Origin of the sequence: Paenibacillus cisolokensis (genome assembly GCF_050481165.1) — a bacterium.
Lineage (GTDB): Bacteria > Bacillota > Bacilli > Paenibacillales > Paenibacillaceae > Paenibacillus_AH > Paenibacillus_AH cisolokensis.
Genome location: NZ_JBCNFP010000064.1, coordinates 21,198 through 48,134, shown reverse-complemented (window position 1 = coordinate 48,134; position 26,937 = coordinate 21,198). Strand labels below are relative to the sequence as shown.

Genomic DNA, 26,937 nt, shown 5'->3' with positions numbered 1-26,937 from the left:
TTTCAGAAGTCCCCCCTCCTTTCGGATGCGATTTCGGATCAGTCTCGGTTGCGATGTCGAGTTTCGACTGTGGTGTCGAGCATGTTCGGAAAGTCGGGCTCCCGGGATTGACAGCGCTTTCCGTGGATTGAATTGTAGCGCCGGCCGCTCACCGGCGTAAAGGTACAATTGCGGAACCAACCGTACAATGCCTTCTGCCGCGACCGTACAATGGTTCCGTCGGGGTACACGAATCGCAACGCCTTCGTCCGCGCCAAGTAAAAAAGACATATTCAAGGCCGACTGGATAGCGTAGCCGCTACAACAGAAACGACATATCCATTGCAGGCAGTACAGCGGACCCCCGCTACAGGTAGAAACGGCATGCCCACTGCAAGCAGAAACGGCGTACCCGCAGCAGGCAGAAACGGCGTATCCACTACAAGCAAAAACAACGCACCCACTGCAAGCAGAAACAGCGTACCCACTGCAAGCAGAAACAGCGTACCCACTGCAAGCAGAAACAGCGTACCTACTGCAAGCAGAAACGGCATATCCACAGCAGGCTGGGGATGTGGGCAAAATTGCAATTGTGCAGTATTTTCGAGCCATTTTCAACCATCAGAGTAAAATTCTTGCGAAAATACATCTTTTCGTGGTCAAATCCCGCATTCGAGTATGCGGAAGCTTTGAAATACTGTAGAATTGCAGGATTTTCCCGAAAATGAACGAATTCGGGGCCAAATTCTTGTATTTTTGCAGGATTAGTCAAGCCGTATCGTTCAGCCCAGGCGTTTCCGCCAACAAGATCGAGCGAGAGTAATCGTTGAGGCCGCCATTCGAAGACCAACTATTCGAAGACCCAACTATTCGAAGACCAACTATTCGAAGACGAACAGTCTCGCGGCATTCGATCCGAGGGACGTTCCGCAGGCCATGAAGCTACTTACCGGAAACACCGATCTGCAATTTGCAGACTGTATGCCGCTTACCGAAAACACCGATCTGCAACTGCAGACTGTATGCCGCTTACCCGAAACACCGATCTGCAATCTGCAGACTGTATGCCGCTTACCGGAAACACCGAGCTGCAATCTGCAGACTGTATGCCGCTACCGGAAACACCGAGCTGCAATCTGCAGACTGTATGCCGCTTTCCCGAAACACCGATATGCGACTGAAAACTGAATATCGGCTTTTTTTTCCAGAAGCCTACTCCGAAGCGCTTCGGTAGGCGCTTGGCGAGAGGCCCCGCAGCCGCTTGAAGGCGCGTCTGAACGAATGGGCGCTGTTGTAGCCGACGCTGAAGGCGATCTCTTCGATCGTCAGATCGGATTGGAGCAGCAGTTCGGCGGCCTTGTCCAGCCGGATCCGTTCCAGGCAATCGGACAGATTTTCGCCGGTGCGCTCCTTGAACAGCTGCGAAATGTATTTTTCGGGCCTGCCGACATGCTCGGCGATGCGGTAGAGCGTCAGGTCCGCATCCGCATACCGCTCTTCAAGAAAGCGCCGGATGTCGGCAATCGTCCTGGAATCGCGCTGCAGCCGCCGGTTCGTCACCAGCTCGCAGCAGCTTTCGATGGCGTCGAACAGCTGGATGCGGACCGTATCCAATCCGTCCGACAGCTGGATGCGGACGATGCGGCGCCTAAGCTCCTCCGCTTCCTCCGCGTTCCGGAACGCTTCCTGGGCGAGCAGCTTGAACAGCGTCCCTTTCAGCTCGGCGACGAGCTGCTGCGACATTTCGACGGACAGATCGCGTTCCGCAAGATTGCGTTCCATCAATTCCGCCGCGAGCCGCTGCGCTTCTTTGGCTTCCCCGGCCTTGACCGCATTCATAAGCCGCAGTTCCGCATCGACCGGATAATAGTACGAATCGGTCTGCTGGGCGAGCCGGCGATACCACCAGATGCCCGCTCCGCCCGCCCAGGCGGCGTGCTCGAGCGTCTGCCTCGCTTCGCCGAACGAGCGGGCGACGTCGGCGAGCGTGCGGAAGGCGCCGCCCATCGCCGCGGCCGAGGCGATCCGGTATTCCGCCGCAAAACCGACGATGCCGGCCAGCCAGCGTTCCACCTCGCGTTCCGTCCGCTCGTCGGGTTCGTCGGCCATAAGCAGGACGAACGCGATTTTGTCGGTGTCGATATCGGTAGCGAGCAGGCCGTTCCCGGGAACGCCGCCCGCGGCGCCGCCCGCTGCCCCCGTCTCCATCCGCTGCCGAAGCAGCACTCTGGCCGCATGAAGCTCGTCGAAGATGTCGGTGCTATCCATGCCGGCGTAGCCGTTCAGATGAAGAAGACCGACATAGCCGCACCGTCCCGGAAGCGGAATGCCCGATTGCGCGGCGGCCGCCTCAAGCTCTCCTCTGGCGTTGAATTCACCCCGCAAAAGCCGCTTCGTGAAAGCGTCACGCAGCATCGGCAGCTGATGCTTCAGTTCCTCCTGCAGCGACCGGTTGCTCGATATCAGCTTGGCAATGTTGCCGTGCAAAAAATCATAGTCGTTGACCGGACGCTCCGGCGGCAAGGCGCTGTGATCCCGGAAGATGCTGATGAGCCGGAGGATCGGCGCGGTATGGCGGTAAGCGAGCAGCAAGCAAAGCGCCAGGCCCGCCGCCACCGTCACGGCCGTAACCGTCCAGGTCATCTTCTTGATCACGTTCGCCTCTTCCATGATCGCCCGCTGCGGAACGCCCGCCGCATATGTCCAGCCGTTGTAGGAGGAGCGAACGGTCATGAGCAAAGTGCCGTCCCGCAAATAGCGGGCATCCGGGCCGTCCGTACGCCCGCTATTTTGCGTCAGCTTCCCGATATCTTCTTCCCCGATGCCCGAAGCGGCCAGCGTGCGGCCGTCGCGATCGACGACATACGCCCATCCGCCATACTCGCGGGATATGTTCTCCAGCAGCCGGGATATTTTTTTCTGGTCGATAATGACGACGGCGGTGCCGGGCGGATGGTTGAAGCTGTTCAGCGGCAGCGACTGCACAAAGCTGATAACGGACATTTCCTTGCGGGCGCCGACGAACGGCTGCAGCGGGATGACGGTGCGCTGGTGGCTTTGCTCCAATATTTCGGCGATCCACCGCTCGTAGGGCATATTCGCGTAGTGATACAGCTCGTAGTAATGGGAAGGGCGATAGTATACCGCGCCTGCCGAAAGAATCGCATCGTAATTGCGAAGATAGACGAAGAAGTCCTCGAGAAAATCGTTCGTCTGCGCGAACCGGGCAATGTCGCGCGACGTCTTCCACAACAGATAGGTGCTGCCGGCATCGGCCGCAACCCGTTCGCCCATAAGCCGGTTCAGATCCTGATGGATGGCGAGCTGGCGCGTAAAGCCTTCCACTTCGGCCATGCGCTGGTCCAGTATCCGTCTTGTCTGGTCCAGCAGCATGCGGCTCGTCTCCATGGAACCGTTCCGGGCCACATCAAGCGACACCCGGTACGAAATCATGCCGGCCGCTACCGGAATCATCAGAATGATGACGTACGAAAGCAGATACTTCCGAAAAACACTCGACATGCCAGTTCGTTTCATCGCCAGTCCCCCTTGGCCCGCCCAAAATAGTAAGCGTTTTCATTTTAGCCGATAAACTTGCCGATGTAAAAATGTAAAAATTCGCCGATTGCAAAAAAACTGCAGATGTACAAGGATCGCCTCTTCTTTTACATTATCCTCAAGCCGTGGCTGTCCCGCCGAAATCATTCCTGCAAGAAAGAGGTGAATCGGTCCTTTGAAGTCGATGCGGAAAAATTGGGATTTGTACGTGCTGATCGTTCCGGTCATCGTCTACTACATTATGTTTCACTACGTTCCGATGTACGGGGTCCAGATCGCGTTCAAAAACTTCATTGCGTCAAAAGGCATTACGGATAGCCCATGGGTCGGCTTCAAGCATTTCGAGCGATTTTTCAACAGTTATTACTTCGAGCGGCTCATTCTCAACACGCTTGAAATCGGCCTGTACGAGCTGATCGTCGGCTTTCCGATTCCGATCTTGCTCGCGCTGATGATCAATGAAGTCCGCAGCAAATATTTCCGCAAAACGGTGCAGACGGTCACTTACGCGCCCCATTTTTTGTCTACGGTCGTCCTGGTAGGCATGCTGTTCATCTTTCTCGATCCGCAATCCGGCTTCATTAATATGCTCATTCGCATGTTCGGCGGCGAACCGGTCTCATTCCTGACCGAGCCGGCGTGGTTCAAGACGCTGTACGTCTTTTCGGGCGTATGGCAGCAGATGGGCTGGAGCTCCATTATTTATTTGGCGGCGCTGACAGGCATCGACCCGCAGCTGCACGAGGCGGCGAAAGTGGACGGCGCTTCCCGGCTCAAGCGTATCTGGCATATCAACCTGCCGGGCATCATGCCGACGATCATTATTCTGCTTATTATGAATGTCGGCTCCGTCATGGCGGTCGGCTTCGAGAAAGTGTTTTTGATGCAGAACGACCTGAACCGGGAAAGCTCGGACGTCATCGCCACCTACGTGTACCGCAGCGGGATCGTCGGCGCGCAGTACAGCTTCTCCGCGGCGATCGGACTGTTCAATTCCGTCGTCAACTTCATCCTGCTCGTCACCGTCAACTTTATCGCCAGAAAGGTGGGGCAGACCAGCCTATGGTAAAGCCATCAACGGGAGACCGGATTTTCGATTTCATCAACCATCTGCTGCTGGCGCTCGTCCTTGTCATCGTGCTGTATCCGCTTTTTTTCGTCGCGATCGCGTCGATCAGCGATCCGTCGGCGGTCGTGGGCGGCGAAGTGTGGCTTTGGCCGAAGGACCTGACGTTTACCGGTTACGAGAAAGTGTTTGCGAACAAAGAAATATTGGGGGGATACCTGAACACGATCATCTATACGGCCGTCGGCACCGCCGTCAACGTCGTCATGACGATTCTGGCCGCCTACCCGCTGTCGCGCAAAGATTTCAACGGGCGCAACGTTATCACGGCGCTGTTCGTCTTTACGATGTTTTTCAGCGGCGGGCTTATTCCGACTTACCTGGTCGTCAAAAGCCTCGGCATGATCAACACGATGTGGGCGCTTATTATTCCGAACGCGGTCGCCATCTGGAACATCATTATTATGCGCACGTTTTTCCAGCAGAGCATTCCCCATGAAGTGCAGGAATCGGCGCAGATGGACGGCTGCGGCAATATCCGCATTTTGCTGAAGATCGTGCTGCCCCTCTCGCTGCCGATACTGGCCGTCATGACGCTCTTCTACAGCGTCGCGCACTGGAACTCGTACTTCAGCGCCCTGATCTATTTGACCGAACGGGCCAAATATCCGCTGCAGCTCATTCTGCGCGAGATTTTGATCCAGAGCAATATGCAGGACATGATCCAGACAAGCGAGGAATCGCTGGCCAGAACGATCATGGAAGCCGAGTCGATCAAATATTCGGTCGTCATTATCGCCAATCTGCCCGTCCTCCTGCTGTATCCGTTCCTGCAGCGGTACTTTGTCAAAGGTATGGTTATCGGAGCCATCAAAGGCTGATCACGATATAATGGATTCCTGGGGGGAGTTTTCTTGAAAAAGCTAAAAACGTTAGCCCGCATGTCCGTCGCCGCCGTTCTGTCGATGTCGCTGATCGCGGGATGCTCCGGCGAGTCGTCTTCCGGGCCGCAGACGGGCGAAGAGCCGTCCGGCAATCTGAACGCGACGGGCCTGCCGATCGTGAACGAACCGATTACCCTCAAAATGGTGGCCGGCAAAGCGCCGACGACGGCGCCGGACTGGAGTCAGACGATGCTCTGGCAGGAGTACGAGAAGATGACCAACGTCAAAATCGAATGGGAGATGATCCCGACGGACAACCTGGCGGAGAAGCGCAACATTATGCTCGCCGGCGGCGACTATCCGGACGCGTTCTTCACCGCTTCCATTCCGACGGCCGACCTGCTGAAATACGGCCGGCAGGGCGTATTCATCAAGCTGAACGACCTGATCGAACAGCATGCCCCGAATCTGAAGGCGATCCTGGAGAAATATCCCGAAGTGAAGAGCGGGCTGACGATGCCCGACGGCAATATATACTCGTTCCCGACCATTTACGATCCCGAATTTACGTCCGTGCTCGCCGGCTCCAAAATGTGGATCAAAAAAAGCTGGCTCGACAATCTCGGCCTGAAGGAGCCGGAGACGACGGACGAGTTTTACGAAATACTGAAAGCGTTCAAGGAGAACGACGCGAACGGCAACGGCCAGCAGGACGAAATTCCGTATCAAAGCGTCGGCATCGCGCCGCTTATCAACTATTTGCGAGGCGCATGGGGGCTTGGCAACCGGGGCGTCCGGAACGCAAACGTCGACCTCGATCCGGAAAGCGGAAATGTCCGCTTCATTCCTGCCGATCCGAAATACAAGGAAATGCTGCAGTACATCCGAAAGCTATATGAAGAAGGACTGATCGCCTCGGATATTTTCACCGTTCAGGCGAACCAGTTCTATGCGACCGGCGCCGAAGGCGTATACGGCGCGACCATTACGACGAGCCCTTATACGCTGATGAACCAGACGGACTATATCGGCGCGACGGCGCTGAAAGGTCCTTACGGCGACCAAATCTGGTCGGCCGTCGGCTCGCCGCTCGCCTCGCCCGGCGCCTTCGTCATTACCGACCGCAATCCGGAACCGGAGGCGACCGTGCGCTGGATCGACCATTTGTACGGCGAAGAAGGCAGCAAAATGTTCTTTATGGGATTCGAAGGGAAATCGTATGTCGTGAACGACAAGGGCGAATACGAATATACCGAAGAAATTACGAACAATCCGAACGGTCTCACGTTCGAGCAGGCGCTTATCAAATATGTCGTATGGCCGGGCGGCGGTTATCCGAACATCGTTCAGCAGCGGTTTTTCAAGGGCGCGGAAAGCCAGCCGGAATCGGTCGCGGCCGCGGAGCGGTTCAAACCGTTTTTCCCTGAAGAAATATGGCCGACCTTCAGCTTCACCGAGGAAGAGAACGACGACATGGCCACGCTCGGGGCGGACATCAACAGCTTTGTCACCGAAATGCAGGCGAAATTCGTATCCGGCAGCGCTTCGTTCGACGAATGGGATCAATATTTGAAAACGCTGGACCAAATGGGGCTAAAACGATACCTGGAAATCTACCAAAACGCTTATGAGCGCTTTAAACAAGGTTGACGGGAAACACCGGAGCGGCCGGGGGGCATAGGCGCCCTTCCGGCCGCTGGCGCGAAAGCCATCATCGCAGATTGCCAAACATCGCAGAATAGGGGGCCTGTTAACCCATGATCAAAAGTCAGCGATTTTACAACTATTTGTTCTCCTACATTTTGCTGACGATTATTCTGCTGTTGATCATGAGCGTTGTCGTCTATAACAATTTTTTGGACACGCTTCGCGATGAAGTCGAACGAGCCACCATCGCTTCGCTCGATCAATTCCGCGAGACGCTTGACCAGCGCATTCTGGAAATGGACCAAATGGCATTGCAAATTTCTCGAAACGCGCAATTGACTCCTTATATGGCGACAGCGAACGGGTACGGCCCATACAAAGCGATTGAGGAATTGAAGCAATACTTGTCGACCAATATGTTCATTCACGATATCGTCATTCGTTTTCACGCGCGCACGCCCGAGCAATTGTACGCGACAAGCGGGACGTATGGCATCGATCTGTTTTTTGAAGACATCTTCCGCTTCGAAAGCTGGAGCAAGGACGATTTTATCCGGCTCAGCGCGTCGCTTACCGCGCCGGTCATGCGGCCGGTCGAGACGGTCCGGTACAACCGGGTCGTGGACGAGCGGTATGCCGTCTATCTCTCCCCGCTGCCTTCGGGCTCGGACTCCCCGTACGGCGTCGCCATGTTTCTGATCGACGAGAGCGCGTTTCACAGTCTGGCGGCGAATGTGCTCGGGGAATACAACGGCATGCTGTACTTGCTGAACGGGGATAACGAAGTGCTGTACGAATATGCCCAGGGCGATGCCGGCGTCGGGAGCGATTCCGTGCCGGAGCAGCTCCGGGCAATGGACGGCGATTGGAGCATGGCCAACGTTTCGCTCGACGGGCGCAAATATACGGCGATCCGCCATATCTCGGCCAAATACGGCTACAGCTACGTCGCGTTGATGCCGACCGACCAGATTATGCGCAAGGTGGACGAATCCCGGCTGCTGTTCAACTTCACCTTCTCCGTCGTTTTCGTCCTGGGCGTCATCCTCGCGGTAGCCTTCTCCATCCGCAATTACAAGCCGCTGCAGAAGCTGGCGGGCATCGTCTCCAGCCAGCATCAGGCCGACGGCCTGCCGGACGCGCGCGGAACGGACGAACTCGATTATATTTCCACCGCCGTCGTGCAGATGGCCAAGGAGAAAGAAGGGCTGATTCACCGGCTGCACAGCCAGGCGAACGCCTTGCGGGAGCAGGTGCTGCTTTCGCTGATCAAAGGCAAGTTCAAAACGCGGGAGGAATGGGAAGATATGCTCCATTTCTCCAATTTGCGTCTTGACCGCCCCTACTTTGCCGTCCTGCTGTTTCTGATCGACGATTATGACAAATTTCGCCAGGACAATTCGGATTCGATGCAAAATTTGCTGAAATACAGCCTGGTCAAAGTGCTGGAGGAGCTGTCCGTGGAAGCCGGCCACGGCTTCGGCGTCGAGCTGGTCGACGGGCGCAGCATCGTGTTTCTGATCAACTTGAACGAAGGGTTCGACGATGAGGAAGTGCTGCGCGAGCTGGCCATGGAGGCGAAGCAAATTTTCCATCAATATTTCCGGTTTACGGTGACAACCGGCATCGGCAGCATCTGCAGCGACTTCACGGCCGTCTCGCGGTCGTTCATCGAAGCGAGCCATGCCGCGCGCTACCGTCTCGTCAAGGGCGGGAATCAGGTTATTTTCTTTCGCGACATCGAGCAGGCGAACCGCAAAGACCGGTGGTATCCGGTGGAAACGGTGGAACGGCTCGTCCGGGCGATCCGGCAGGGCGACGGCCAGGCGGTCGAGGAGACGGTGCGGCAAGCGTTCGGGCACATCCCGGAGAACAATATGCCGATCGGGGCGGCCGAGTACATCTGTTTCGATATCGTCAACAATATCGCGAAAACGCTGATCGAGCTCGATATCGAGCTTGACGAGGCGATGAGCGAAGCGCTGGAGCGGCTGTTCGTCCCCCATTTCGAAACGATCGAGGAGCTCGAGCGGCTCGTGACGGACATTTGCCGCAACGTATGCCGCTTCATCGCGGGGCAGAAAGAAAGCAAAAACATCGAGCTGCTGAACCGGATGAAAGCCTATATCGACGACCATTATACCGATCATTCGATCACGCTGGAATCGATCGCCGAGCAGTTCGGGATATCGCCTTCGTACGCCACGCGCTTCTTCAAGGACCAGACCGGTGAATCCCTGATGCGCTATATCGACGGACTGCGCATGCGCCAGGCGAAACGGCTGCTGAAAACAACCGACCTCAAGCTGAAAGATATCATGCTTGAGGTCGGCTATGTCGATTCGACGAATTTTATTCGCAAATTCAAGAAAAACGAAGGCGTAACGCCGATTCAATACCGCAACATCACCAATTCGGGGACTTGAGCTTCATCGCCCGCTCCTCGGCTCTGCGGCGCGGCTTACGCGCCGGCATGCCGCCCGCTGACGATAAACGAGACCGTATGCGGCCGGCTTGCATACAGCGTATATTCCGGATGCGTCCGGGCGCTCCAGCTGTCGTCGCCGCCGACGCCCATCTGCCGGCCGCTGATACGCACGACCGTTCGGTTCGAGTCCGGCAGCTTATAGGCGTGGCTGGCCGCTTCCAGCTCGTCCGGCGTATAGGGAAGCGCGCTGAACTCGATCAGCGGAACGCCTGCGAACCTTAGCGCCGCTCCCGAGCCGCCGCGGAGCTCCGCCCACCGGACATCGGTCTTGTTGCCGCATTCCTGCGGCTTCAAGTAAGGAACGAACTGCTCCCGTACCGTACCGCTGTAGATGCCGACCGGAGCGCCGCTCTTGCGGTCCCAGTAATTTTCGTGCGGTCCCCGGCCATACCAGGTCAGCCGGTCCAGGCCGCCGTCCAGCACGAACAGCATGCCGACGACCGGTATTTCGGGCAATGCCGCCGAACCGGGATAGAGCGTCCCTTTCACTTCGACTTCCCCGCCGCTTCGGATCGTATAGCGGACTTCGAAACGCGACGGCACGCCTGTCGGCAGCAGCCACTGCTGGACGATCGAGATCGACCCGTCTTGGCCGAACCGGCGGCAGGCAAGCGACCGCTCGCCGCTTTCGCTCGCCTGCCGCCAGACGGCGCTTCGCTCGTGCAGACGGTTGCCGCGGTCGTTGTCTGTCCATGCCCGCCAGAAGTTGGGGCGAGGCGCCTCGCACAGAAGCTCCCGTCCTCCGAGCCGGTACGACACCCAGTCGCCGGTCTCCGGATCGAATGCCGCTTCGAAGCCGCTGCCCGCCACTATAAGCCGTCCGTCCCGCTCTTCCGCCGCAAGCGGATCTTCGTTCTTTTCGCTCTCCATCGCGACTGCCGCGGCCGCGGAGACGGTCGGCAGACAGAATTGCTCGAACGCGACGATATGCCCTTTGTCGGCCCATCCGGCCGCTTCCTTCAGGCGGAGGCTGATCGTCACGATATATTCGTTTCCGGCCGACGGCGCCGTATCGAACGGCAGCCGCACGAGCGCGCTCTCGCCGGGCGCGACCGCGAAGCACCCCGTCTGCCGCTCCACGATCTCGCCGTCCCGGGACAGCTCCCATACCCAATCGAACGCATCCAGATTCGTGAACAGAAACTTGTTCGTGACGCGGTATTCGCTGCGGCTCCAGTCGGCCGGGACGATGTCGACGTTCTGGTAGCATTTTTTGACTTCGGCCAGCTTCGGCGTTACCGTCCGGTCCCCGAACAGCAGTCCGTTGCCGCAAAAATTGCCGTCATTGGGCGTATCGCCAAAATCGCCGCCATAGGCCAGATACGCGGTGCCGTCGGCCGTCCGGGTCAAAATCGACTGGTCGACCCAATCCCAGATGAAGCCGCCCTGCAGGACGTCGTAACGGTCGAACAGGCGCGTATATTTGTCCAGATTGCCGCAGGAATTGCCCATCGCATGGCTGTATTCGCACAGGATGTACGGCTTCTTCGCCGGTCCGAGCGCATAGCGCTCCACAAGGTCGGGCTGGACGTACATGACGCTTTCGATGTCCGATGCCGCGTCGTACGCCCGGTGATGGAACGTTCCTTCGTAGTGGACGAGCCGGGACGAATCCCTTTCGCGGAAGAAATCCCGCATCCGGATAAAATTTTCCCCGCCGAACGATTCGTTGCCGAGCGACCAGATCAGAATCGACGGATGGTTTTTGTCGCGCTCGTACATCGAACGGCACCGGTCGATCACATTGGCCGTCCATTCCGGCTTGCTTCCGGGGAGGGTGTCCTCCTCTTCCTGCTGGCCGTACCGCCACAGCCCGTGCGTCTCCAGATTGACCTCGTCGATGACGTAAAGCCCGTACTCGTCGCACAGATCGTACCATTCCTTCCGGTTCGGATAATGCGACGTGCGGACCGCGTTAATATTGTGCGACTTCATCAGCTTGATGTCCGTCACCATCGTCTCCCGGTCGATCGCGCGGCCGCGGTCGCACTGGAATTCGTGGCGGTTGACGCCCTTGAACACGATGCGTTTGCCGTTCAGCTTCATGACGCCGTCCTCGATCTCGAAACGGCGGAAGCCGATCCGGCAGCCGACCGTTTCGAGCGGCGTACCGTCCGCCCTCTTCAGCGTCAGCGCAAGCCGGTATAAATTCGGCTGCTCGGCGCTCCACAGCAGCGGCTGCCGGACGACCGTCTCGCCCGATACGCGCACCTCGGCTTGTCCGGCGAGCCTGGCCGCCATCGTCAGCGGCTCGTTCAGCACCGCCAGGCCGTCCGCGTCGTACAGCATCGCCTCGACCGTCACCGTCTCGGAGAGAAGCGCGTCGTAATTGCCGACGACGGCGTCGATCTTGAGTCTGGCGGTCGTCAGGCTTCTGTCGAGCTCGCTGCGGACGGTATAGTCAAACAGATGGGCGGCCGGCTTCGAATACAGATAGACATCGCGAAAAATGCCGCTCAGCCGCCAAAAATCCTGGTCCTCCAGCCAGCTGGCGTCACACCAGCGGTATACCTCGACCGCCAGTTTATTGTCGCCCGCCGTCAAATAAGGCGTAATATCGAATTCCGCCGGCGTAAACGTATCCTCGCTGTAGCCGACAAAATCGCCGTTCACCCAGACATAGAAGGCCGATTCGACGCCTTGGAAGCTGATGTAGACCGGCGAGCCCTGCCACGATTCCGGCACCGTAAACGTCCGGATATACGAGCCTACCGGATTGTAGGCGGTCGGAGCGAACGGCGGCCGGATATTTTCCTTGTCCTGCCACGGGTAGCGAATGTTCGTATAATGCGGGTAATCATAGCCTTCAAATTGCCAATGCGACGGAACCGGAATTTCCGCCCATTCCGAAGCGTCGTAATCTTTGCGGTAAAAATCGGCGATCCGCTTGTCCGGCGTTTCGGCAAAGCTGAATTTCCAGTTTCCGTTCAGGCTTTGATACCGGGAGGAGGCCGACGGATCGCCCTTCAGCGCATCCTGGACATGTTCGTAGGAAATCGTGTCCGCATGGGCGGGAAGGCGGTTCAATTGAAAAATATCCGGGTTGTTGTTCCACTCCGGATAGCCGTTCGCCGGCGGGACATAAACGAATTTGCTGGCCAATACGGCACCTTCTTTCCTTCGAATATCGTTTTACATCCCAAAGTGTATTACATCCGGCCTTCCCTTGAAATGAAAACATATTCGCAGGACTGTAACGATTTTCAGCAGTTCCTCTTCGGCTTTTGCCTTCATACAATATGGTGAATGTGACGACGGAGGTTGCGGAGGGACGAAAAGATGGGCAAAGCGGGTTTGAACATTCGAAGCGCTCTGTTTCTTGCGGCGGTATGCGGGCAAACCTACTCGCAGTTCAACCATCCCGAGGGATGGTTTCTCGTGCCCAAAGGGTATTCGGCTGTCGGCACGTTTGACGGCAAGGCTTACGCCGGAACGAGGGAACGGTTCGGTTTTATTATCGAATCGGACAACTCCTTCATTGCCGCGTTCCGGGGAACCGGCTCGGCCGAAGACTGGGCGTCCGATCTGATCGCCGACCAGACCGACTATTTCCCGGTCAAGGGAGCCGGATTGACGCATCGCGGATTCACCGATATCTACAAGTCAATCCGCGAAACGCTGCTCGGCCGGCTTGCGCGGCTGCCCGCGAACAAGCCGCTGTTCATCACCGGGCACAGTCTCGGCGGCGCGCTTGCCACGCTCGCCGCGCTGGACATCTCCGAGAATACCGGGTTCCGCAATCCGAAAGTATATACGTTCGCCGCTCCCCGGGTCGGGAATCCGGCGTTTGTCAAAAAGTACAACAAAACGATAGCCTGCCATTACCGCATTCAGAACGAATTCGATATGATCCCCCATCTCCCGCCGATCGTTTACTCCAGTCCCCGCACGAATCAAAAATCATATTATATGCATGTACGGGGCAAGGTGAAACGCTCGTTCCAAACCGGCACCATCTCCGGCAACCACGTGCTCGGCAATTATTTCAGCGATCTGGCGAAGGACGATCCTGCCTTCGCCGCGGCACTGTGCGCCTATCCCCCGGGCTGGTGTCCCGGCGTGCAGAGCGGCGCGCGAAGAACGGGGATGCGCGGCCGTTAATCGGCCGAATGTTCGCGTTCCTCCCCTGGCTTCTCCTGCTCCTTCTTCTCTTTCCTCCACGAATTCAGCTCGACGACCAACAGCAGGACGGCAAGCAGTGGAAGCAAAATGAAGAAAAACCACGGATTGTTATAGGGAATCATCATTATCCATCACTCTCCATTTCGTCAGTTCATGTTTCATGAACTTATTTTACAGTATATTTTGTATTTTCACAAGGAAAATACATGTATCGTGAAATTCGTGACCGGCATTCCTCCTAAACGAACACGTCAGGTTAAAATGATAGAAAAACAACGGATGCGAGAGAGAAGGACTGGCCATGATCGGAGCACAACTGAGAAAGCTGCGCAAAAAATCAGGCTGGACGCAAGAACAGCTGGCAGCGAAACTAAACGTCGCAAAATCCACAATTTCCCAATACGAGAATAACATTAACGAACCGGATTTACAAATGTTAGTTCAAATGGCCAATTTGTTCAATGTTTCTGTCGATTACTTGCTGGGACGCGAAATGTACGACCAGGCCCAGGCGGGCAAAGCGGAACCGAACATCCGCGAACGACTGACCGAGGAGGAAACGGCTTACCTGGACGAAAGCCTGAAGCTCTACCGCAAATGGATCGCCAAACGCAAAGAATCGTAACCTATAAACCGAAGCGTAAATGAAACATTTCAAAGAATGCCAAACAGGCTCTCCCGGAGTCATCGTTCGATGCCTGGGAGAGCCTTGCTAGTCAAGCCGGCAATACATAAAGCAGGATGGCGAAAAAATGCGTAACGGAACCGCCGAGCACAAACAGATGCCAGACAGCGTGATGATAGGGGAAGCTTCGCCACATATAGAACACGGTGCCGACCGTGTAGAGCACGCCTCCGGCGATAAGCAGCGACAATCCTTGCGGCGCCAGATGGACGGTCAGCGGCTTCCAGGCGAATACGATAAGCCAGCCGAGCGCGATATACAGCAGCGTCGACGTATACAGAAACCTCGAGGCGTACATCGATTTGAACACGACTCCAGCGGCGGCCGCCCCCCAGACGACGCCGAACAACGCCCAGCCGAGCGCCCCTTGAACGACATGGAACAGAATCGGCGTGTAGGTGCCCGCGATAAACAAGTAGATGCAGGAATGATCCAGCGCCTCGAATATTCGCTTCGCCCGCCCTTCCGGAAAGCTGTGCACGAGCGTCGACATCAGGTACAACAGCAGCATCATCGATCCGTAAATCGTGAAGCTGACGACATGCAGCGCCGTTCCTTTCGTTGCCGCGAACACGATGAGCAGCACGAGAGCGGCAACGCTCAGCCCCGCCCCGATGCCGTGCGTGATCGCGTTGGCCGTTTCTTCCCGCCTGGTGTAAACATGCGTATTGGCCATCTCGAATCCCCTCCCAGGAGCCTATACTTTATCGTTCGAATACGCCACCCGGGAATCGAGCGTGATAGACGCGCGCCGATTGTCGCGATCGTAGACAAACCCCGGTTCGTCTTTATCGTACAACCAGTATTTTTGCAGCGAACCGCCGTCCTGCGCGTACTCGAAATAAAACAGATTCAACTCGTTCAGATGGATGGCCAGACGCGCCGCATCCGCATCCCGGATTCCTTCGATCGTAACGAGCCAGCCGTCTCCCGACGGCTCGACCGAAAACGGATAGTTCCGCTCATCGGTATCGATAAGCAGTTGGCCGGTAACGAGCTTGACGAGCAGTTTCGAACGGGGGCCGGCCGCCGGGGCCGGTTGTGCCGCCGGTTCTTCCCGGTTCGCCGACGGCGGCAAGTCGATCAGCAGAAGCTGCGCCCCGCCGGCGCCGCCGCAGCGCAGCTCAAGCTCCGCCGTATCCGATATCCGGGCCTCGTCGCGCCTTCCGAGCGCATGCTCGCCGTTCAGCGAAACCGCGCCTTCGATGATGAAGAGAAACGCCAGGCGGCCCGGCGCAAGCGTACAGGAAACGGAGGCGCCGGCATCCAAATCGGCGTAATACATCGTCAAATCCTGATGGATATGCGCAACGTTCGCGGCCGGGCGGTTCGATACGATCGGCAGCAGCCGGTTATGGGCCGCCGCGGGATCGAAACGGGCCGTCTCGTACGAGGGCGAGAGCCGCTTCGTATCCGGCACGAACCAGATTTGCAGCAGCTCGGTCTCTTCATCGCCCGGGTTAACCTCCGAATGAATGATGCCTGTGCCGGCGCTCATCCGCTGCACCCCGCCGAACGCGGTAACAGCCGTATGCCCGGCGCTGTCCGAATGTTTAAGCTGACCCTTCAGCACGACCGTCACGATTTCCATCTCGCGATGCGGATGCGCGCCGAAGCCGTGTCTCCCCGCCACCTTGTCGTCATTGAACACGCACAAAGGACCGAAAAAGCGGTTGCTCGGATCATAGTATTCGCCGAAAGAGAAGCTCGCGCTGCTCTTCAGCCAGCCTGCGTCGCGCTTGTATTTGGCGTCCGATCTTCTGATGTCGATCACCGGTTACTCCCTCCCATCGGGCAGAGCCGTTGCCGCTTGCGGCGCAGCCAGCCTCTAATCCCAGTGTAAAAGATCACCCCCAATCTTTCAACCAGGAACGAATTACCCGTATCGTCTTGTCCAGATTGCATATCGAATCGGCGTCCGTAAAATCGGGTTCGTGACGAAAGTAGTCCGCATGCCCGCCCATCACCGGCAATCCCTCGACAAGCCCCGGAGCGAATTTCATCCGATCCCACCGGGGCAAGGCATACCGGCCTCTTCTCCAGCCTCCCCAGCTTCCGAGGCGGCTGATCCGGTCGGCGGTTCGCCCATCCGCGTCGATCGCGTAAAAATAACCGACCCGGTCACGAAACGACGGATCGATCGGCACCTTGGGCGACCCGATCTGAACGATCCGCACATCGCCGCGCCGGCTTACGTCGGGAAGCATGCGTGCGGCCTGATAGGCGGCCGCGCCGCCACCGCTGTGGCCGATCAGCAGCAAAGGTCCGGACCGGTATGTCGACCGGATAAAATCGGCCGCCGTCCTGCCGCCGACCCGGCCAAGCACGGAACGGTACGGCACATCGGTCGAAACTTCGGCCAATTGACGAAGCAGACGTCTCGTATAATCGCCGTAAGGCATCAACACAAAAATACGCGGCTCCCTTCCCTCTTCTCGAAACAGCGCATCCAGCTTGCGGCAGCATTCCGCAAACGACGCAACCGGCGTTTTCACGCCCGCCAGCAAGTAAATGTTCAGCAGGGGTGCGCTCCCGGCCGTCATATCCAGACCTCCTTACGTTTTTGCTCTACCTCATTCATTATGCGAAAAGGGGACCGCTTCTCATACCGGCCGCATTTGCGGATGAATTCGGTAAAACTGGTCATACTTTAACTGATCGTCTGACTGACAACCGGTAGGCGTTACTTGTCGCCCGTACGGGCTGCACAGTAACGTCTTTCGTTATGTCAGCTTATTTATCTCCTGCACCGTTTCAACCGTACTGCTTTCGTTTATATAACTACATTGAAGAAAGGGGGGCCCATCGTGATCGTCATGAACAACGTCAACAAAGTTTACGAAGACGGTTTTCATGCTCTGAAGAACATCAACCTGGAGATGAAGAAAGGCGAAATTACGGTTCTGATCGGACCGAGCGGCTGCGGCAAATCGACGACGATGAAGCTGATCAACCGGCTCATTTCGCCTTCGAGCGGCGAAGTGCTCATCAACGGGCGGAACGTGAACGAGATCGATCCGGTCAAGCTGCGGCGGAACATCGGCTATGTCATCCAGAGCATCGGCTTGTTCCCGCATATGACCATCGGCAGAAACGTCGGCATCGTCCCCCGGCTGAAAAAGTGGGATGCCGACAAAATCAACCGGCGGATCGACGAACTGATGCGGCTTGTCGGGTTGCCCCCGGAAACGTACCGGGACCGGTATCCTTCGGAACTGAGCGGCGGGCAGCAGCAGCGGATCGGCGTCATCCGGGCGCTTGCGGCCGACCCGGACATCATCCTGATGGACGAACCGTTCAGCGCGCTGGACCCGATCAGCCGGGAGCAGCTTCAGGACGAATTGATCCGGCTGCAGCAGGAGCTTCGCAAAACGATCGTCTTCGTTACGCACGACATGGACGAAGCGCTCAAAATCGCGGACACGATTGTCCTGATGAAGGAAGGCCAAATCGTGCAGACCGGCACGCCGGAAACGATATTGCGCCATCCGGCGAACGACTTCGTCCGGACCTTCATCGGCGAGAAGCGGCTGATGCCGGACAGCCTGTACGAAATCCCGACGGTCGACGAGGTCATGGTCAGAAAGCCCGTCACCGCCTTCCCGACCCGCGGACTGGCCGAAGCGATCCGGCTGATGGAGCAGCGCAAAGTCGACTCGCTGTTTATCGTCGACCGCGACAACCATCTCCAAGGGATCGTTTCCATCTATCAGGTGCTCGATCAATACGGCGAGGAAAACAAGACGGTAGCCGATGTGATGCGGCCCGTCCTTTATTCGGTCAAAACCGGTTCGCCGCTGACCGCCGCCGTGGAACTGCTCAATCGCCACCAGCTGTCCAATCTCGCCGTCGTAGACGATCGCAACCGGCTCGTCGGGCTCATTACGAGAGGCAGCGTCGTGCGCCATCTGGCCGATGTGATGCCCGCGACCAGCCCGGCAAGGGAGGTGTAACGATGGACGGATGGACCGGTTTCTTTCGCGAGCGATGGGCGGACATCGCAACGGCGCTGCAGGAGCACTTGACCATCTCGTTTATGGCCGTGGCGCTCGGCAGTCTCGTCGCGATTCCGCTAGGGATTGCCCTTGTCTACAATCGCATATCGTGGCTAAACAGCGTCGTGTTCTTCGTCGCCAACCTGTTTCAGACCTTGCCGTCGCTGGCTCTGCTCGCCATTCTCATCCCGCTGATGGGGATCGGGGTGAAGCCCGCCGTCGTCGCTCTGCTGCTGTACGCCATCATGCCGATTCTGCGCAATACGTACGACGGTTTTTTGTCGGTCGATCCCCATGTGCTGGAATCGGCCCGGGGCATGGGCCTCAGCGCGTTTCAACGCATTATGAGCGTACAGCTGCCGCTGGCCCTGCCCTATATCATGTCGGGCATCCGGATTACGACCGTCTATATCATCAGCTGGGCGACCCTTGCCACCCTGATCGGCGCCGGCGGCCTCGGGCAGCTGATCGTTTCCGGGATGGGCGTCAACAAGCCCGAACTGATCGTGACCGGCGCCCTCGGCGCCATTGCGTTGGCGCTTGCGGCCGATGCGCTGCTCGGGCTCATGGAGCGGCGGCTGATCCGAAAATACCGGCCTACGAGCCGGATCACGACGTAAGGGAGAACGCGCATGAGGAAGAGATTCGCACTTATCGCGGCCGTCCTGCTGCTGCTCGCCGCGCTGACCGGATGCGGCACCGCCGGTCAAATCGTCATCGGCGCCCAAACCTACACCGAAGCGAAAATATTGGCCGAAATGTACAAGGCGCTGATCGAGGACAGAACCGGCCTGGAAGCGCGCGTCATTCCGGACCTGGCGTCCAGCACGGTGGTCATTCAGGCGATGAAACGGAACGATCTGCAAATTTCGACACTTTATACGGGCGAAATCTTCAACAACCACTTTCCGTTCGAGGAAACGAAAGACCGGGAAGAAGTGTTGCGGCAAGCCAAGGAAGGGTTTGACCGCTATTTCGATTTCAAATGGCTCGACCCGCTCGGCTTCGAAAATACGTACGCCTTTACCGTCCGCGGCGCGCTCGCCGAGGAGCGCGGCTACGAGAGCATCTCCGACGTGAAGCCGGACGCCGGCAGCCTCAGACTCGGCGTCGACACGACATGGCTGGAACGCGAGGCCGACGGTTACCCGGCATTTTCCAAATATTATGGCATAAAGTTCGGCAATACGTATCCGATGGAGCAAAGCCTCGTCTATCAGGCGGTAGCGCAGCGGCAGGTCGACATCGTGCTCGCCTATTCGACCGATTCCCGACTGAAGGCTTACGGCCTGACAACGCTGCGGGACGACAAGCAATTTTTCCCGCCGTACGACGCTTCCCCGGTCATCCGTAACGATCTGGCCGAGAAGCATCCGGAAGTCGTGCAGGCGATATCCGAACTGACCGGAACGATCGACGAACAGACGATGATCGACCTCAACTACGAAGTGGACATCGAAAAGAAAAGCGAACGCGAAGTCGCGCTCGCCTATTTGAAAAAAAACGGCTTGCTGCAATAAAAGCGGGGTGAGGAACCGAAATGGAAGCGAATCATTTGACGATCATGGATCTGCTCGATTATATGGGGCGCAATGCCGGCATGCTGTGGGAATACTTCTGGCAGCATGTCGGCATGGTGCTGACCGGCACAGGGCTCGCCTTTTTGGCCGGGGTGCCGCTCGGCGTGCTGTGCGCGCACTATCCCGCGGCGGCCAAAATCGTGCTGACGGCGACGAACATTTTGCAGGTGCTGCCGTCGCTCGCCATGCTCGTGCTGCTCATGCTCTGGCTCGGGCTCGGCTCCGATACGGTTATCGTCGGACTATTTCTCTATTCGCTCAATCCGATTGTGCGCAATACTTGCGTCGGACTGCAGCAGATCGATGCGAGCTATGTGGAAGCGGGACGCGGCGTCGGCATGAGTCCGCTGCAAATTTTGTTTCAGGTCCGGTTTCCGCTCTCCCTTACCTATCTGATGTCGGGCGTGCGGATCGCCGCCGTCATCGCCATCGGTGTCGTCACGATCGCGCCGCTCGTCGGCGGAGACGGCCTGGGACGGGAAATCTACGCGGGAATCAACAACCAGAATTCGCTGCGCATTTATGCCGGAGCGATCCCGGCGGCGCTGCTCGCGATCGCCACCGATATCGTGCTGGGCGGGCTGCAGCGCAAGCTGCGGCTCGACAACCGCAAATCCGGCAATTAACTTGCGGTCTATTGTGTTCGAATTCGTTTATTTGCGCCAATATTTCTGGGCGTATTCCATTTTGCGGGTTCGCGCCCGGACGTAGAGGCGTCTCGCAATCCAGGCGATAAATACGTTGAGCAGCAGCCACAATACCATGAAGCCGTTCTTCCAGACGGAACGGGCCGGCTCGTCCGCCGCTCCGCCGGCAGCGGCGCCCGCTTCCGGAGCGGCTGAGGCCGCTGCCGCGGTTTCCAGCGGTCTCAGCTTGCCTGCGACCGCTTCGCCGCCGGACGTCTTCACGGTTATGCTGCCGTCTTCGCCGACCGACAGTTCGGGCGTCTCTCCCTTCGGCACGACCGCCCATATGTCTTCATCGGCCTGAAAACGGGGATCTTCGCCGGTCGCAAGATAGGGATACTGCTCGCCCTCGGAGAACAGGCGCATCGGCTCGAAGCTGGCGAACCCGTAGTCGAGCATCGCGGTCATATCGTCGTACAGCGCCTTGTCGTTCGGCGCCTTCATGATGACGCCGATCAGTTCCATATCACCGCGCGCCGCGGAGCCGACAAGCGTGAAACCGGCGTCGTTCGTATAGCCGTTTTTGACCCCTGTCGCACCTTCGTACGTTCCGAGCAGCTTGTTGTGATTCACGAGCCGGGATTCCCATTCCTCGCCGCTCCAGGGCATGCTTGGGGTGCCGACAATTCGCCGAAACGACTCGTTCTGCATGGCGTACCGGGCGATAAGTGCCATATCCGCAGCCGTCGTATGCTGCTCGGGATCGGGAAGCCCGTGCGGATTTTTGAATACGGTGTTTTTCGTACCGACCGTCTCCTTCACGAAACGGTTCATCCGCTCGGCGAACGCCTCCTTCGACCCGTCGATATGCTCGGCGATTGCGGTGGCCGCATCGTTGCCGGAATTGAGCATCAGGGCGTAGACAAGGCGTTCCATCGTCAGCTGCTCCCCTTCCGCCAAATATACCCGGGTGCCGTCCTCGTGCCGCGCCTCCTTCGAAACGGTGACGATATCCTGGGGATCGGCAACCTCCAAAGCGATAATGCCGGTCACAATTTTCGTAATGCTGGCCGGATAAAGCGGCTCGTCCGGATTTTTCGCGTAAAGGACCGCCCCGCTTCGCGCATCGATCAGGACGGCCGATTCGGCCGAAATGTCCGGCGGTTCCGCCTGCCCCGCGGCTTGCTCCGTCCATGGCGGCCCGTCGCTGCCGGTCTCCCCGGCTTCGCCCTCCGCCCCCTGCTCCTGCGCCTCGTCCGCCGTCCCTTCCTCCTGAGCCGTCGCCGCCGCCCCAGGCAAAATCAGATATATAAGAAGAAAGAGCATTGCCAGCAGCATTGCGCCTTTTGCCATGCCCGTTCCGAATCCTTTCACCGCTTGCCCGCCCTTTCCGATACAAATTGTTCATTAAACCGTTTCCAGCGTAGCACAGCCGCAAAGGGCTCGTCAATTCGCAAGGGACTTGCACGGCCGAACTTTGGTACAATGGCGATAGAACAGGAGGTTGATCGTATGCGGAACATGATATGCATGCACGGCTTGACGCCGGAACAGGAAGCCAAAATCAGGGAAGCTGCCCCGGGGTGGTCGATCCGGTTCGGCCGGCCGTCCGAGCTCGATCCCGTCTTATTCCGCGAGGCCGAAGTGATATGCGGCTGGTGTCCGGCGGTGGAAACGGAAGGGCTGCGGCCGGATTCGAAGCTGAAATGGGTCCAGGCCTGGTCGGCCGGCGTAGACAAGCTGCCGCTTGACGCGCTGATAGCCAGAGGCGTCGTCCTGACCGATGCGAGCAGGATCCACCCGATCCAGATGACGGAGACCGCCTTCGCGATGATGCTGGCGTTCGCCCGGAACGTTCACACCGCCATCCGCAACCAGGCCAAGGGCGGGTGGGACGCTTCGGGAACGTACGGCGAGCTGAACGGACAGACGATCGGCATCGTCGGCGCGGGAGTGATCGGCGGACAGCTCGCCCGGATCGCACGGGCGTTCGGCATGCGCACGCTCGGGGTCCGCCGTTCGGGCCGGCCCGCCGAAGGCTTCGACGACATGACCGATCTTGCCGGGCTGGACCGCGTTCTCGCCGAAAGCGACTTCGTCGTCAACGTGCTGCCGCTGACCGAAGACACCCGCCGGCTCTTCGGCGCGGGCGCCTTCCGGCGCATGAAGCGGACCGCCCGCTTCCTCAATATCGGACGCGAGCCGACCGTCGATACGGATGCGCTCGTCGAAGCCTTGAGGGAAGGGACGATCGCCGGCGCCGGCCTCGACGTCACCGATCCCGAGCCGCTGCCGGAAGGCCATCCCCGCTATGGAGCATGGACAACGTCATCATTACGCCCCATACGGCGGGCCAGACGAACCGGTACAAGGAGCGCATCGTCGAGCTGTTCGTCCGCAACCTCGAAGCGTATTTGAGCGACGGCCGGCCGGTTCACAACGTCGTCGACTACTCGCGGCGTTATTAGACCCGCCCGGGATATGGTAAGCAGGTAGATCTTACTTTAAGCAGTATCGCATTAAATTAAATCAAAAGGGCTGACTATCGAGAAATTCTCGAAAGCCAGCCTTTACATATACAAAAATCTCAATCCGAAACTTGATTAAAAGGTAAAGCTACTGTCGAGAACTTTAACCTTCTTGTTCAGTTGAGCTTTGAAGAGCTTCTCCTTATACTCCCTCAATTCTTTTCCAAATTCATTAGGGTCTTCTGATTGCTTCAATTCGCCAACTTCAACTAATTTCTTAACGAGATTTTGCATTGAGATTAGCTTTTGATACTCTTTAGGCGCTAAATCTGTCCAATATTGTTCTTCAGTCAGTCCAGTTAATTCAATAAATTTTTGTTGTACATCCTGTACTTGTTGAGACTGGCTTTCAAGAATTTGTCGATTCTTTTTTGCTTCCGCCATTCCTTGTTCAAATGTTGCGTAAACATTTTTTTCTTTTGCCAGTTGGAGGAATAACTCCTCAATTACTAATTCTTTCAAAAGCTCCTCATCAGACGATTTGACATTGTCAACTTTTTTATAGGACTTATAGTTGGCTAAGTCGATAGTTGTAATGGGTGTTTCTCCGACCATAACCAGAGCCTTCTTTTCAATTCCTTTATTCTCCTCAAGTTCCTTTTTTATGTCATCAGTTGTTGAGGTGAACGGATCAATTGCAGATGTTGATAGAACCCCAAAAGTTAAAGCACCAGCGATTACAACAGATGCAATCATAATGTGCTTTTTAAATTTCATTTGAATTCCTCCTTACCACGTAAAATCGACTTGAGCTGTGTTATCGATTTGGTAACCACCAGAACCAGCGAAGAAACCAGACACACCGCGACCTGGTGCTGCTTCGGCTGCACCGGGATACGTTTGTTGTGTATTATTGTATAATCCAACAACCCTATAATCCGGATCATGGATGTATGTGCCTCTATTCGGCAAAGGAACACTTGAACCACGAAGCACTAATTCCACCGGGCCAAATTGAGCATTCGGATAAATAGTCCAATAATTCGCAAATGTCTGACTATAAACCTCACGGTATGTTGCAACATAATTCGATCCTACGCCATTAGCATTAATTGTAACCAGTGTAGTAACACTTACTGGGGAATAAATATGACCTTGTTGTGTGACCCTCCAGACGGAAATAATGTCAGTATCCTCGTATCTGACAGCTTGGATTCCGATCTCACTTTCCTTAGAACTCTCTGCAAAGGAACTCGAAGGCAATGAGGAGACTAAGAACATACAAAGCAGCAACGGAACAACCAAAAAACTACTTCTCTTAGCCATAATACCCTTCCTTTCCAAATTTTGTTATATCCAATTTTACTAATCACATCTCAAACCGTAAATGGTTCAATAGAACTATTTTGGTAATTTGTTTATATTTTGTGTATAATATAATTAATACCACCATTAAAGGAGTTTGATAAGTATGGGTAAGAAAGAAAATGAATATAAGATTCATGAATCTCAACCAGAAACAGAAAGGCATGAGCAACAGAATTATGTTGACGAAAACCTACTTCCAATGCAGCAAATCGAAGGTGGCGGACCACCGAAAAAAATTGACTTAAAAAGTATGCCAAGACCATTACGAATATTCGGATATTTTTTCATGGGCACTATTATTTTAATGGTGTTACTTTCTTTATTTGTGACCTTTTTTCGATAAGCTTTTCCAAGGTTGTTTCTAAGGTTGTTTAGCAAGCCAAGTTCGAATATTCTAACTATTTGACGCCTAGAGGCAGAAAAATGTTGCATCAAGTGAATAGCTTTTCCATCCTCTTGATTTTATGTCAGGCGATACCTCTGATCTAATTCATCGAAGTAGAATTTTTTTGAATCACAGCTCATAATTCGGGAGGGCTGCGATCGACCAACCACGCTCAGTACATCGACCCTGTTTGAACGCCATTATTGCCTCCAAGAGTCGGGAAAACGACGCTCATCGGCCCAAATAAGGGCTCCTGCTTCCATTACAATCTGCAACTGCCTGATTTTGACCGAATAGCGAAGCCCCAGGTTCGTTAAAAGTCGGCCACCGTCCCCCCTTCGGACGGCCAAATTGCGACAACTGCGAGGTCATACGTCCGACCAACAACCGTAACATGACAGGCGAACGAGCAAGCCGCCGTTCAGGACATCGGCCTTTCCAGCGCCGCCTGTACCGTCTGCAAATAACCGAGGAACACTTCCGGCACTTTGGACATGAACGCTTCTTCCTCGTGCCCGCATAGCCGGCAGAACCGGTTCATAATGGCGACATCGGCGTGCCCGTCATGCTGTCTGGCCGCATGCGCATAGAGCGAAAGGCGCTGGGCGATCGCTTCGATCCCCTCTCCCGGCCACCGCTCGTCGGCCCAACGTTTCAATTCCTCGAACAACGGTCCGCTCACCCGAGCCCGATGTTCCGGCGAAGCCGCGTACATATAAAGCAAATAATCGGCGGTAAATACGCGCAGGCCGTACAGCTCGAATTCGATCCGATCCTCATCTTTAAGCGGGAACCCGTTCCCCCTCAGCCGTTCAAGATCCGCTTCCGCGCCGCCTGTCACAAATGCAAACAAATCGCGGGTTGTCTCGTTGTCCCGCGCCTCGCCGCTCGCTTCCATCATTCCGAGCCTCCATCCTTTTGTTTCTCGCGACGTCTTTCGCTGCCGCAGCCCAGGCAGCATTCGCTTAGGTCATTGTACCTTTTTTCGAGCGCGGCATCCACTTTCCGCAATAACTCAGTTATAATCTAACTTAAAGGGATACGGATCACTCACATCAATATATAACCGAGGGGATGTTGAGTGACCATGTCTTTACAAAGTCGCAAGGAGTATATTTCTGCGATGAAGAGCCGTTACTTGAAAGCAAAAAATCGTGCCGAAAAATCGTCTATTGTTGACGAAATTGTCAAAGTGGTCGGCTACAACCGGAAGTACGTTTTACAGGTTCTAAACGGCCTTGTACGCCCCAGTGGCAACAATCGTACCCGAAAGCGTAAGATGCAATATCTCGAGGCCGCTCCCGTTATTCAGACGGTTTGGAGAGCGTTAGATTATCCCTGTGCCGAGCGGTTGCACCCTGTCCTTCTGGAAACTGCCGACAAGCTCGCCAAGCACGGTTACGTAACCTTGACACCACTGATTCGCTCTCAATTATCCCAGATCAGCCGAACCACCTTGGGACGCAGACTTTCCAAATGGCTCAGCGAGAAGCCTGCAGGCAAGACGACTCGCTCATCCAAATCCTTCTCTCGTCTGCGTTCCGAAATCCCCTTGCAAACCTACGACTGGGATGAGCAACGCCCCGGCGCCTTGGAAATTGATCTGGTCGAGCACAATGGCGGATCCTCTCTCGGACAATTTGCGTACACCTTATCCGTTGTCGATATTGTAACCGGCTACAGTCGGCGAAGGGCCATTCTGGGCCGCGGCCAACAAGTCGTTTTCCAAGCGCTTCAATACATACTCGATGCGTGGCCCATGAAGCCATGGGGCATTCACTCGGACAACGGCAGCGAATTCATGAATAACCACTTGCGCCGGTATTGCAAAGATCGCGGGTTTACCTTTACCCGAAGCCGCCCCTACCGCAAGAATGACAACGCTCACGTCGAACAGAAAAATCGTCAGTATGTCCGCGAAGTTGTAGGATACGAACGCTACGACACGCCTCAGGACGTAGAATGACTCAATGCGGTGCACGCCTGCCTGGACGAGTACGCCAATCTGTTCCTGCCCATGCGCAAGGTGGTATCCAAGACGCGGGTAGACGGTAAAGTCCGCAAAAAATACGATGTGGCCCGAACG

22 protein-coding genes and 1 pseudogene are annotated in these 26,937 nt (G+C 56.3%); 13 read left to right on the top strand and 10 right to left on the bottom strand.

The window, feature by feature from the left end; all coding sequences use genetic code 11:
• Positions 1-1,191 precede the first annotated feature (1,191 nt).
• Positions 1,192-3,516 carry a helix-turn-helix domain-containing protein gene (locus tag ABEV74_RS11635; protein ID WP_430146189.1) on the bottom strand — a complete coding sequence of 775 codons (2,325 nt, stop codon included), beginning with the start codon at positions 3,514-3,516 and terminating at the stop codon, positions 1,192-1,194.
• A gap of 205 nt (positions 3,517-3,721) precedes the next feature.
• On the opposite strand from ABEV74_RS11635, the gene ABEV74_RS11630 reads away from it, so the two are divergent.
• From ABEV74_RS11630 to ABEV74_RS11615, 4 genes are all read left to right on the top strand, one after another.
• Positions 3,722-4,606 (top strand): ABC transporter permease, encoded by an 885-nt coding sequence (locus tag ABEV74_RS11630; RefSeq protein ID WP_082655522.1) that lies wholly within the window; start codon positions 3,722-3,724, stop codon positions 4,604-4,606.
• On the top strand, positions 4,600-5,484 hold the full coding sequence (locus ABEV74_RS11625) for a carbohydrate ABC transporter permease (RefSeq protein WP_062491069.1): 885 nt from the start codon (positions 4,600-4,602) through the stop codon (positions 5,482-5,484). The genes ABEV74_RS11630 and ABEV74_RS11625 overlap by 7 nt, the downstream gene beginning before the upstream one ends.
• Positions 5,485-5,517: 33 nt before the next feature.
• Positions 5,518-7,137, top strand: a complete 1,620-nt coding sequence (locus ABEV74_RS11620) for an extracellular solute-binding protein (RefSeq protein ID WP_430146188.1) — start codon at positions 5,518-5,520, stop codon at positions 7,135-7,137.
• A gap of 107 nt (positions 7,138-7,244) precedes the next feature.
• Complete coding sequence (locus ABEV74_RS11615) at positions 7,245-9,560, top strand: helix-turn-helix domain-containing protein (RefSeq protein WP_430146187.1); 2,316 nt, start codon at positions 7,245-7,247, stop codon at positions 9,558-9,560.
• A 35-nt stretch (positions 9,561-9,595) separates the two neighbouring features.
• On the opposite strand, the gene lacZ is transcribed toward ABEV74_RS11615, so the two are convergent.
• Positions 9,596-12,724, bottom strand: a complete 3,129-nt coding sequence (gene lacZ / locus ABEV74_RS11610; RefSeq protein ID WP_430146185.1) for a beta-galactosidase, LacZ type — start codon at positions 12,722-12,724, stop codon at positions 9,596-9,598.
• 177 nt (positions 12,725-12,901) lie between these two features.
• Between lacZ and ABEV74_RS11605 the strand changes: the two genes are divergently transcribed.
• Positions 12,902-13,723 carry a lipase family protein gene (locus tag ABEV74_RS11605; RefSeq protein ID WP_430146184.1) on the top strand — a complete coding sequence of 274 codons (822 nt, stop codon included), beginning with the start codon at positions 12,902-12,904 and terminating at the stop codon, positions 13,721-13,723.
• Here the strand turns inward: ABEV74_RS11605 and ABEV74_RS11600 are convergent.
• Positions 13,720-13,869: a hypothetical protein gene (locus ABEV74_RS11600; protein WP_160327763.1), complete on the bottom strand. Its 150-nt coding sequence runs from the start codon at positions 13,867-13,869 to the stop codon at positions 13,720-13,722. The genes ABEV74_RS11605 and ABEV74_RS11600 overlap by 4 nt on opposite strands.
• 176 nt (positions 13,870-14,045) lie before the next feature.
• Between ABEV74_RS11600 and ABEV74_RS11595 the strand changes: the two genes are divergently transcribed.
• The gene (locus ABEV74_RS11595; RefSeq protein WP_062491061.1) at positions 14,046-14,369 is read left to right on the top strand and encodes a helix-turn-helix domain-containing protein; all 324 of its coding nucleotides are present in this window, start codon (positions 14,046-14,048) and stop codon (positions 14,367-14,369) included.
• Between the two features lie 91 nt (positions 14,370-14,460).
• Here ABEV74_RS11595 and trhA read toward each other — a convergent pair whose 3' ends face one another.
• The 3 genes and pseudogenes from trhA to ABEV74_RS11580 all read right to left on the bottom strand — a co-directional run bounded on the left by trhA (position 14,461) and on the right by ABEV74_RS11580 (position 16,972).
• Positions 14,461-15,105 (bottom strand): PAQR family membrane homeostasis protein TrhA, encoded by a 645-nt coding sequence (trhA, locus tag ABEV74_RS11590; RefSeq protein WP_430146181.1) that lies wholly within the window; start codon positions 15,103-15,105, stop codon positions 14,461-14,463.
• A gap of 396 nt (positions 15,106-15,501) precedes the next feature.
• Positions 15,502-16,203, bottom strand: a pseudogene (locus tag ABEV74_RS11585) (pirin family protein); the annotation flags it as partial.
• 73 nt (positions 16,204-16,276) lie between these two features.
• On the bottom strand, positions 16,277-16,972 hold the full coding sequence (locus ABEV74_RS11580) for a hypothetical protein (RefSeq protein ID WP_430146179.1): 696 nt from the start codon (positions 16,970-16,972) through the stop codon (positions 16,277-16,279).
• Between the two features lie 264 nt (positions 16,973-17,236).
• Here ABEV74_RS11580 and ABEV74_RS11575 point away from each other — a divergent pair, with 264 nt between their 5' ends.
• The 4 genes from ABEV74_RS11575 to ABEV74_RS11560 are packed head-to-tail and all read left to right on the top strand — an operon-like array spanning position 17,237 to position 20,630.
• The gene (locus tag ABEV74_RS11575; RefSeq protein WP_430146177.1) at positions 17,237-18,382 is read left to right on the top strand and encodes an ABC transporter ATP-binding protein; all 1,146 of its coding nucleotides are present in this window, start codon (positions 17,237-17,239) and stop codon (positions 18,380-18,382) included.
• A 2-nt stretch (positions 18,383-18,384) separates the two neighbouring features.
• Entirely contained in the window at positions 18,385-19,044 is a 660-nt protein-coding gene (locus tag ABEV74_RS11570) for an ABC transporter permease (RefSeq protein WP_430146175.1), read from the top strand.
• A 12-nt stretch (positions 19,045-19,056) separates the two neighbouring features.
• Positions 19,057-19,944 carry a glycine betaine ABC transporter substrate-binding protein gene (locus ABEV74_RS11565; RefSeq protein ID WP_430146173.1) on the top strand — a complete coding sequence of 296 codons (888 nt, stop codon included), beginning with the start codon at positions 19,057-19,059 and terminating at the stop codon, positions 19,942-19,944.
• Positions 19,945-19,964: 20 nt separating this feature from the next.
• Complete coding sequence (locus ABEV74_RS11560) at positions 19,965-20,630, top strand: ABC transporter permease (RefSeq protein ID WP_213530233.1); 666 nt, start codon at positions 19,965-19,967, stop codon at positions 20,628-20,630.
• Positions 20,631-20,657: 27 nt separating this feature from the next.
• Here the strand turns inward: ABEV74_RS11560 and ABEV74_RS11555 are convergent, their stop codons facing one another.
• Entirely contained in the window at positions 20,658-21,983 is a 1,326-nt protein-coding gene (locus ABEV74_RS11555; RefSeq protein WP_430146171.1) for a D-alanyl-D-alanine carboxypeptidase family protein, read from the bottom strand.
• Between the two features lie 159 nt (positions 21,984-22,142).
• On the opposite strand from ABEV74_RS11555, the gene ABEV74_RS11550 reads away from it, so the two are divergent.
• Positions 22,143-23,048: a D-2-hydroxyacid dehydrogenase gene (locus ABEV74_RS11550; protein WP_430146169.1), complete on the top strand. Its 906-nt coding sequence runs from the start codon at positions 22,143-22,145 to the stop codon at positions 23,046-23,048.
• A 185-nt stretch (positions 23,049-23,233) separates the two neighbouring features.
• On the opposite strand, the gene ABEV74_RS11545 is transcribed toward ABEV74_RS11550, so the two are convergent.
• Both ABEV74_RS11545 and ABEV74_RS11540 read right to left on the bottom strand, forming a co-directional pair.
• Positions 23,234-23,875: a hypothetical protein gene (locus tag ABEV74_RS11545; protein ID WP_430146167.1), complete on the bottom strand. Its 642-nt coding sequence runs from the start codon at positions 23,873-23,875 to the stop codon at positions 23,234-23,236.
• Positions 23,876-23,887: 12 nt separating this feature from the next.
• Positions 23,888-24,424, bottom strand: coding sequence for a hypothetical protein (locus tag ABEV74_RS11540; protein WP_430146166.1), 537 nt, complete (start codon positions 24,422-24,424; stop codon positions 23,888-23,890).
• A 145-nt stretch (positions 24,425-24,569) separates the two neighbouring features.
• Here ABEV74_RS11540 and ABEV74_RS11535 point away from each other — a divergent pair, with 145 nt between their 5' ends.
• Positions 24,570-24,809, top strand: coding sequence for a hypothetical protein (locus ABEV74_RS11535; RefSeq protein ID WP_430146164.1), 240 nt, complete (start codon positions 24,570-24,572; stop codon positions 24,807-24,809).
• A gap of 463 nt (positions 24,810-25,272) precedes the next feature.
• Here ABEV74_RS11535 and ABEV74_RS11530 read toward each other — a convergent pair whose 3' ends face one another.
• Positions 25,273-25,752, bottom strand: a complete 480-nt coding sequence (locus tag ABEV74_RS11530; RefSeq protein WP_430146162.1) for a hypothetical protein — start codon at positions 25,750-25,752, stop codon at positions 25,273-25,275.
• Between the two features lie 222 nt (positions 25,753-25,974).
• Between ABEV74_RS11530 and ABEV74_RS11525 the strand changes: the two genes are divergently transcribed.
• A complete protein-coding gene (locus ABEV74_RS11525; RefSeq protein ID WP_430146161.1) occupies positions 25,975-26,817 on the top strand; it encodes a DDE-type integrase/transposase/recombinase in 843 nt (280 codons plus the stop codon).
• Positions 26,818-26,937: the final 120 nt, after the last annotated feature.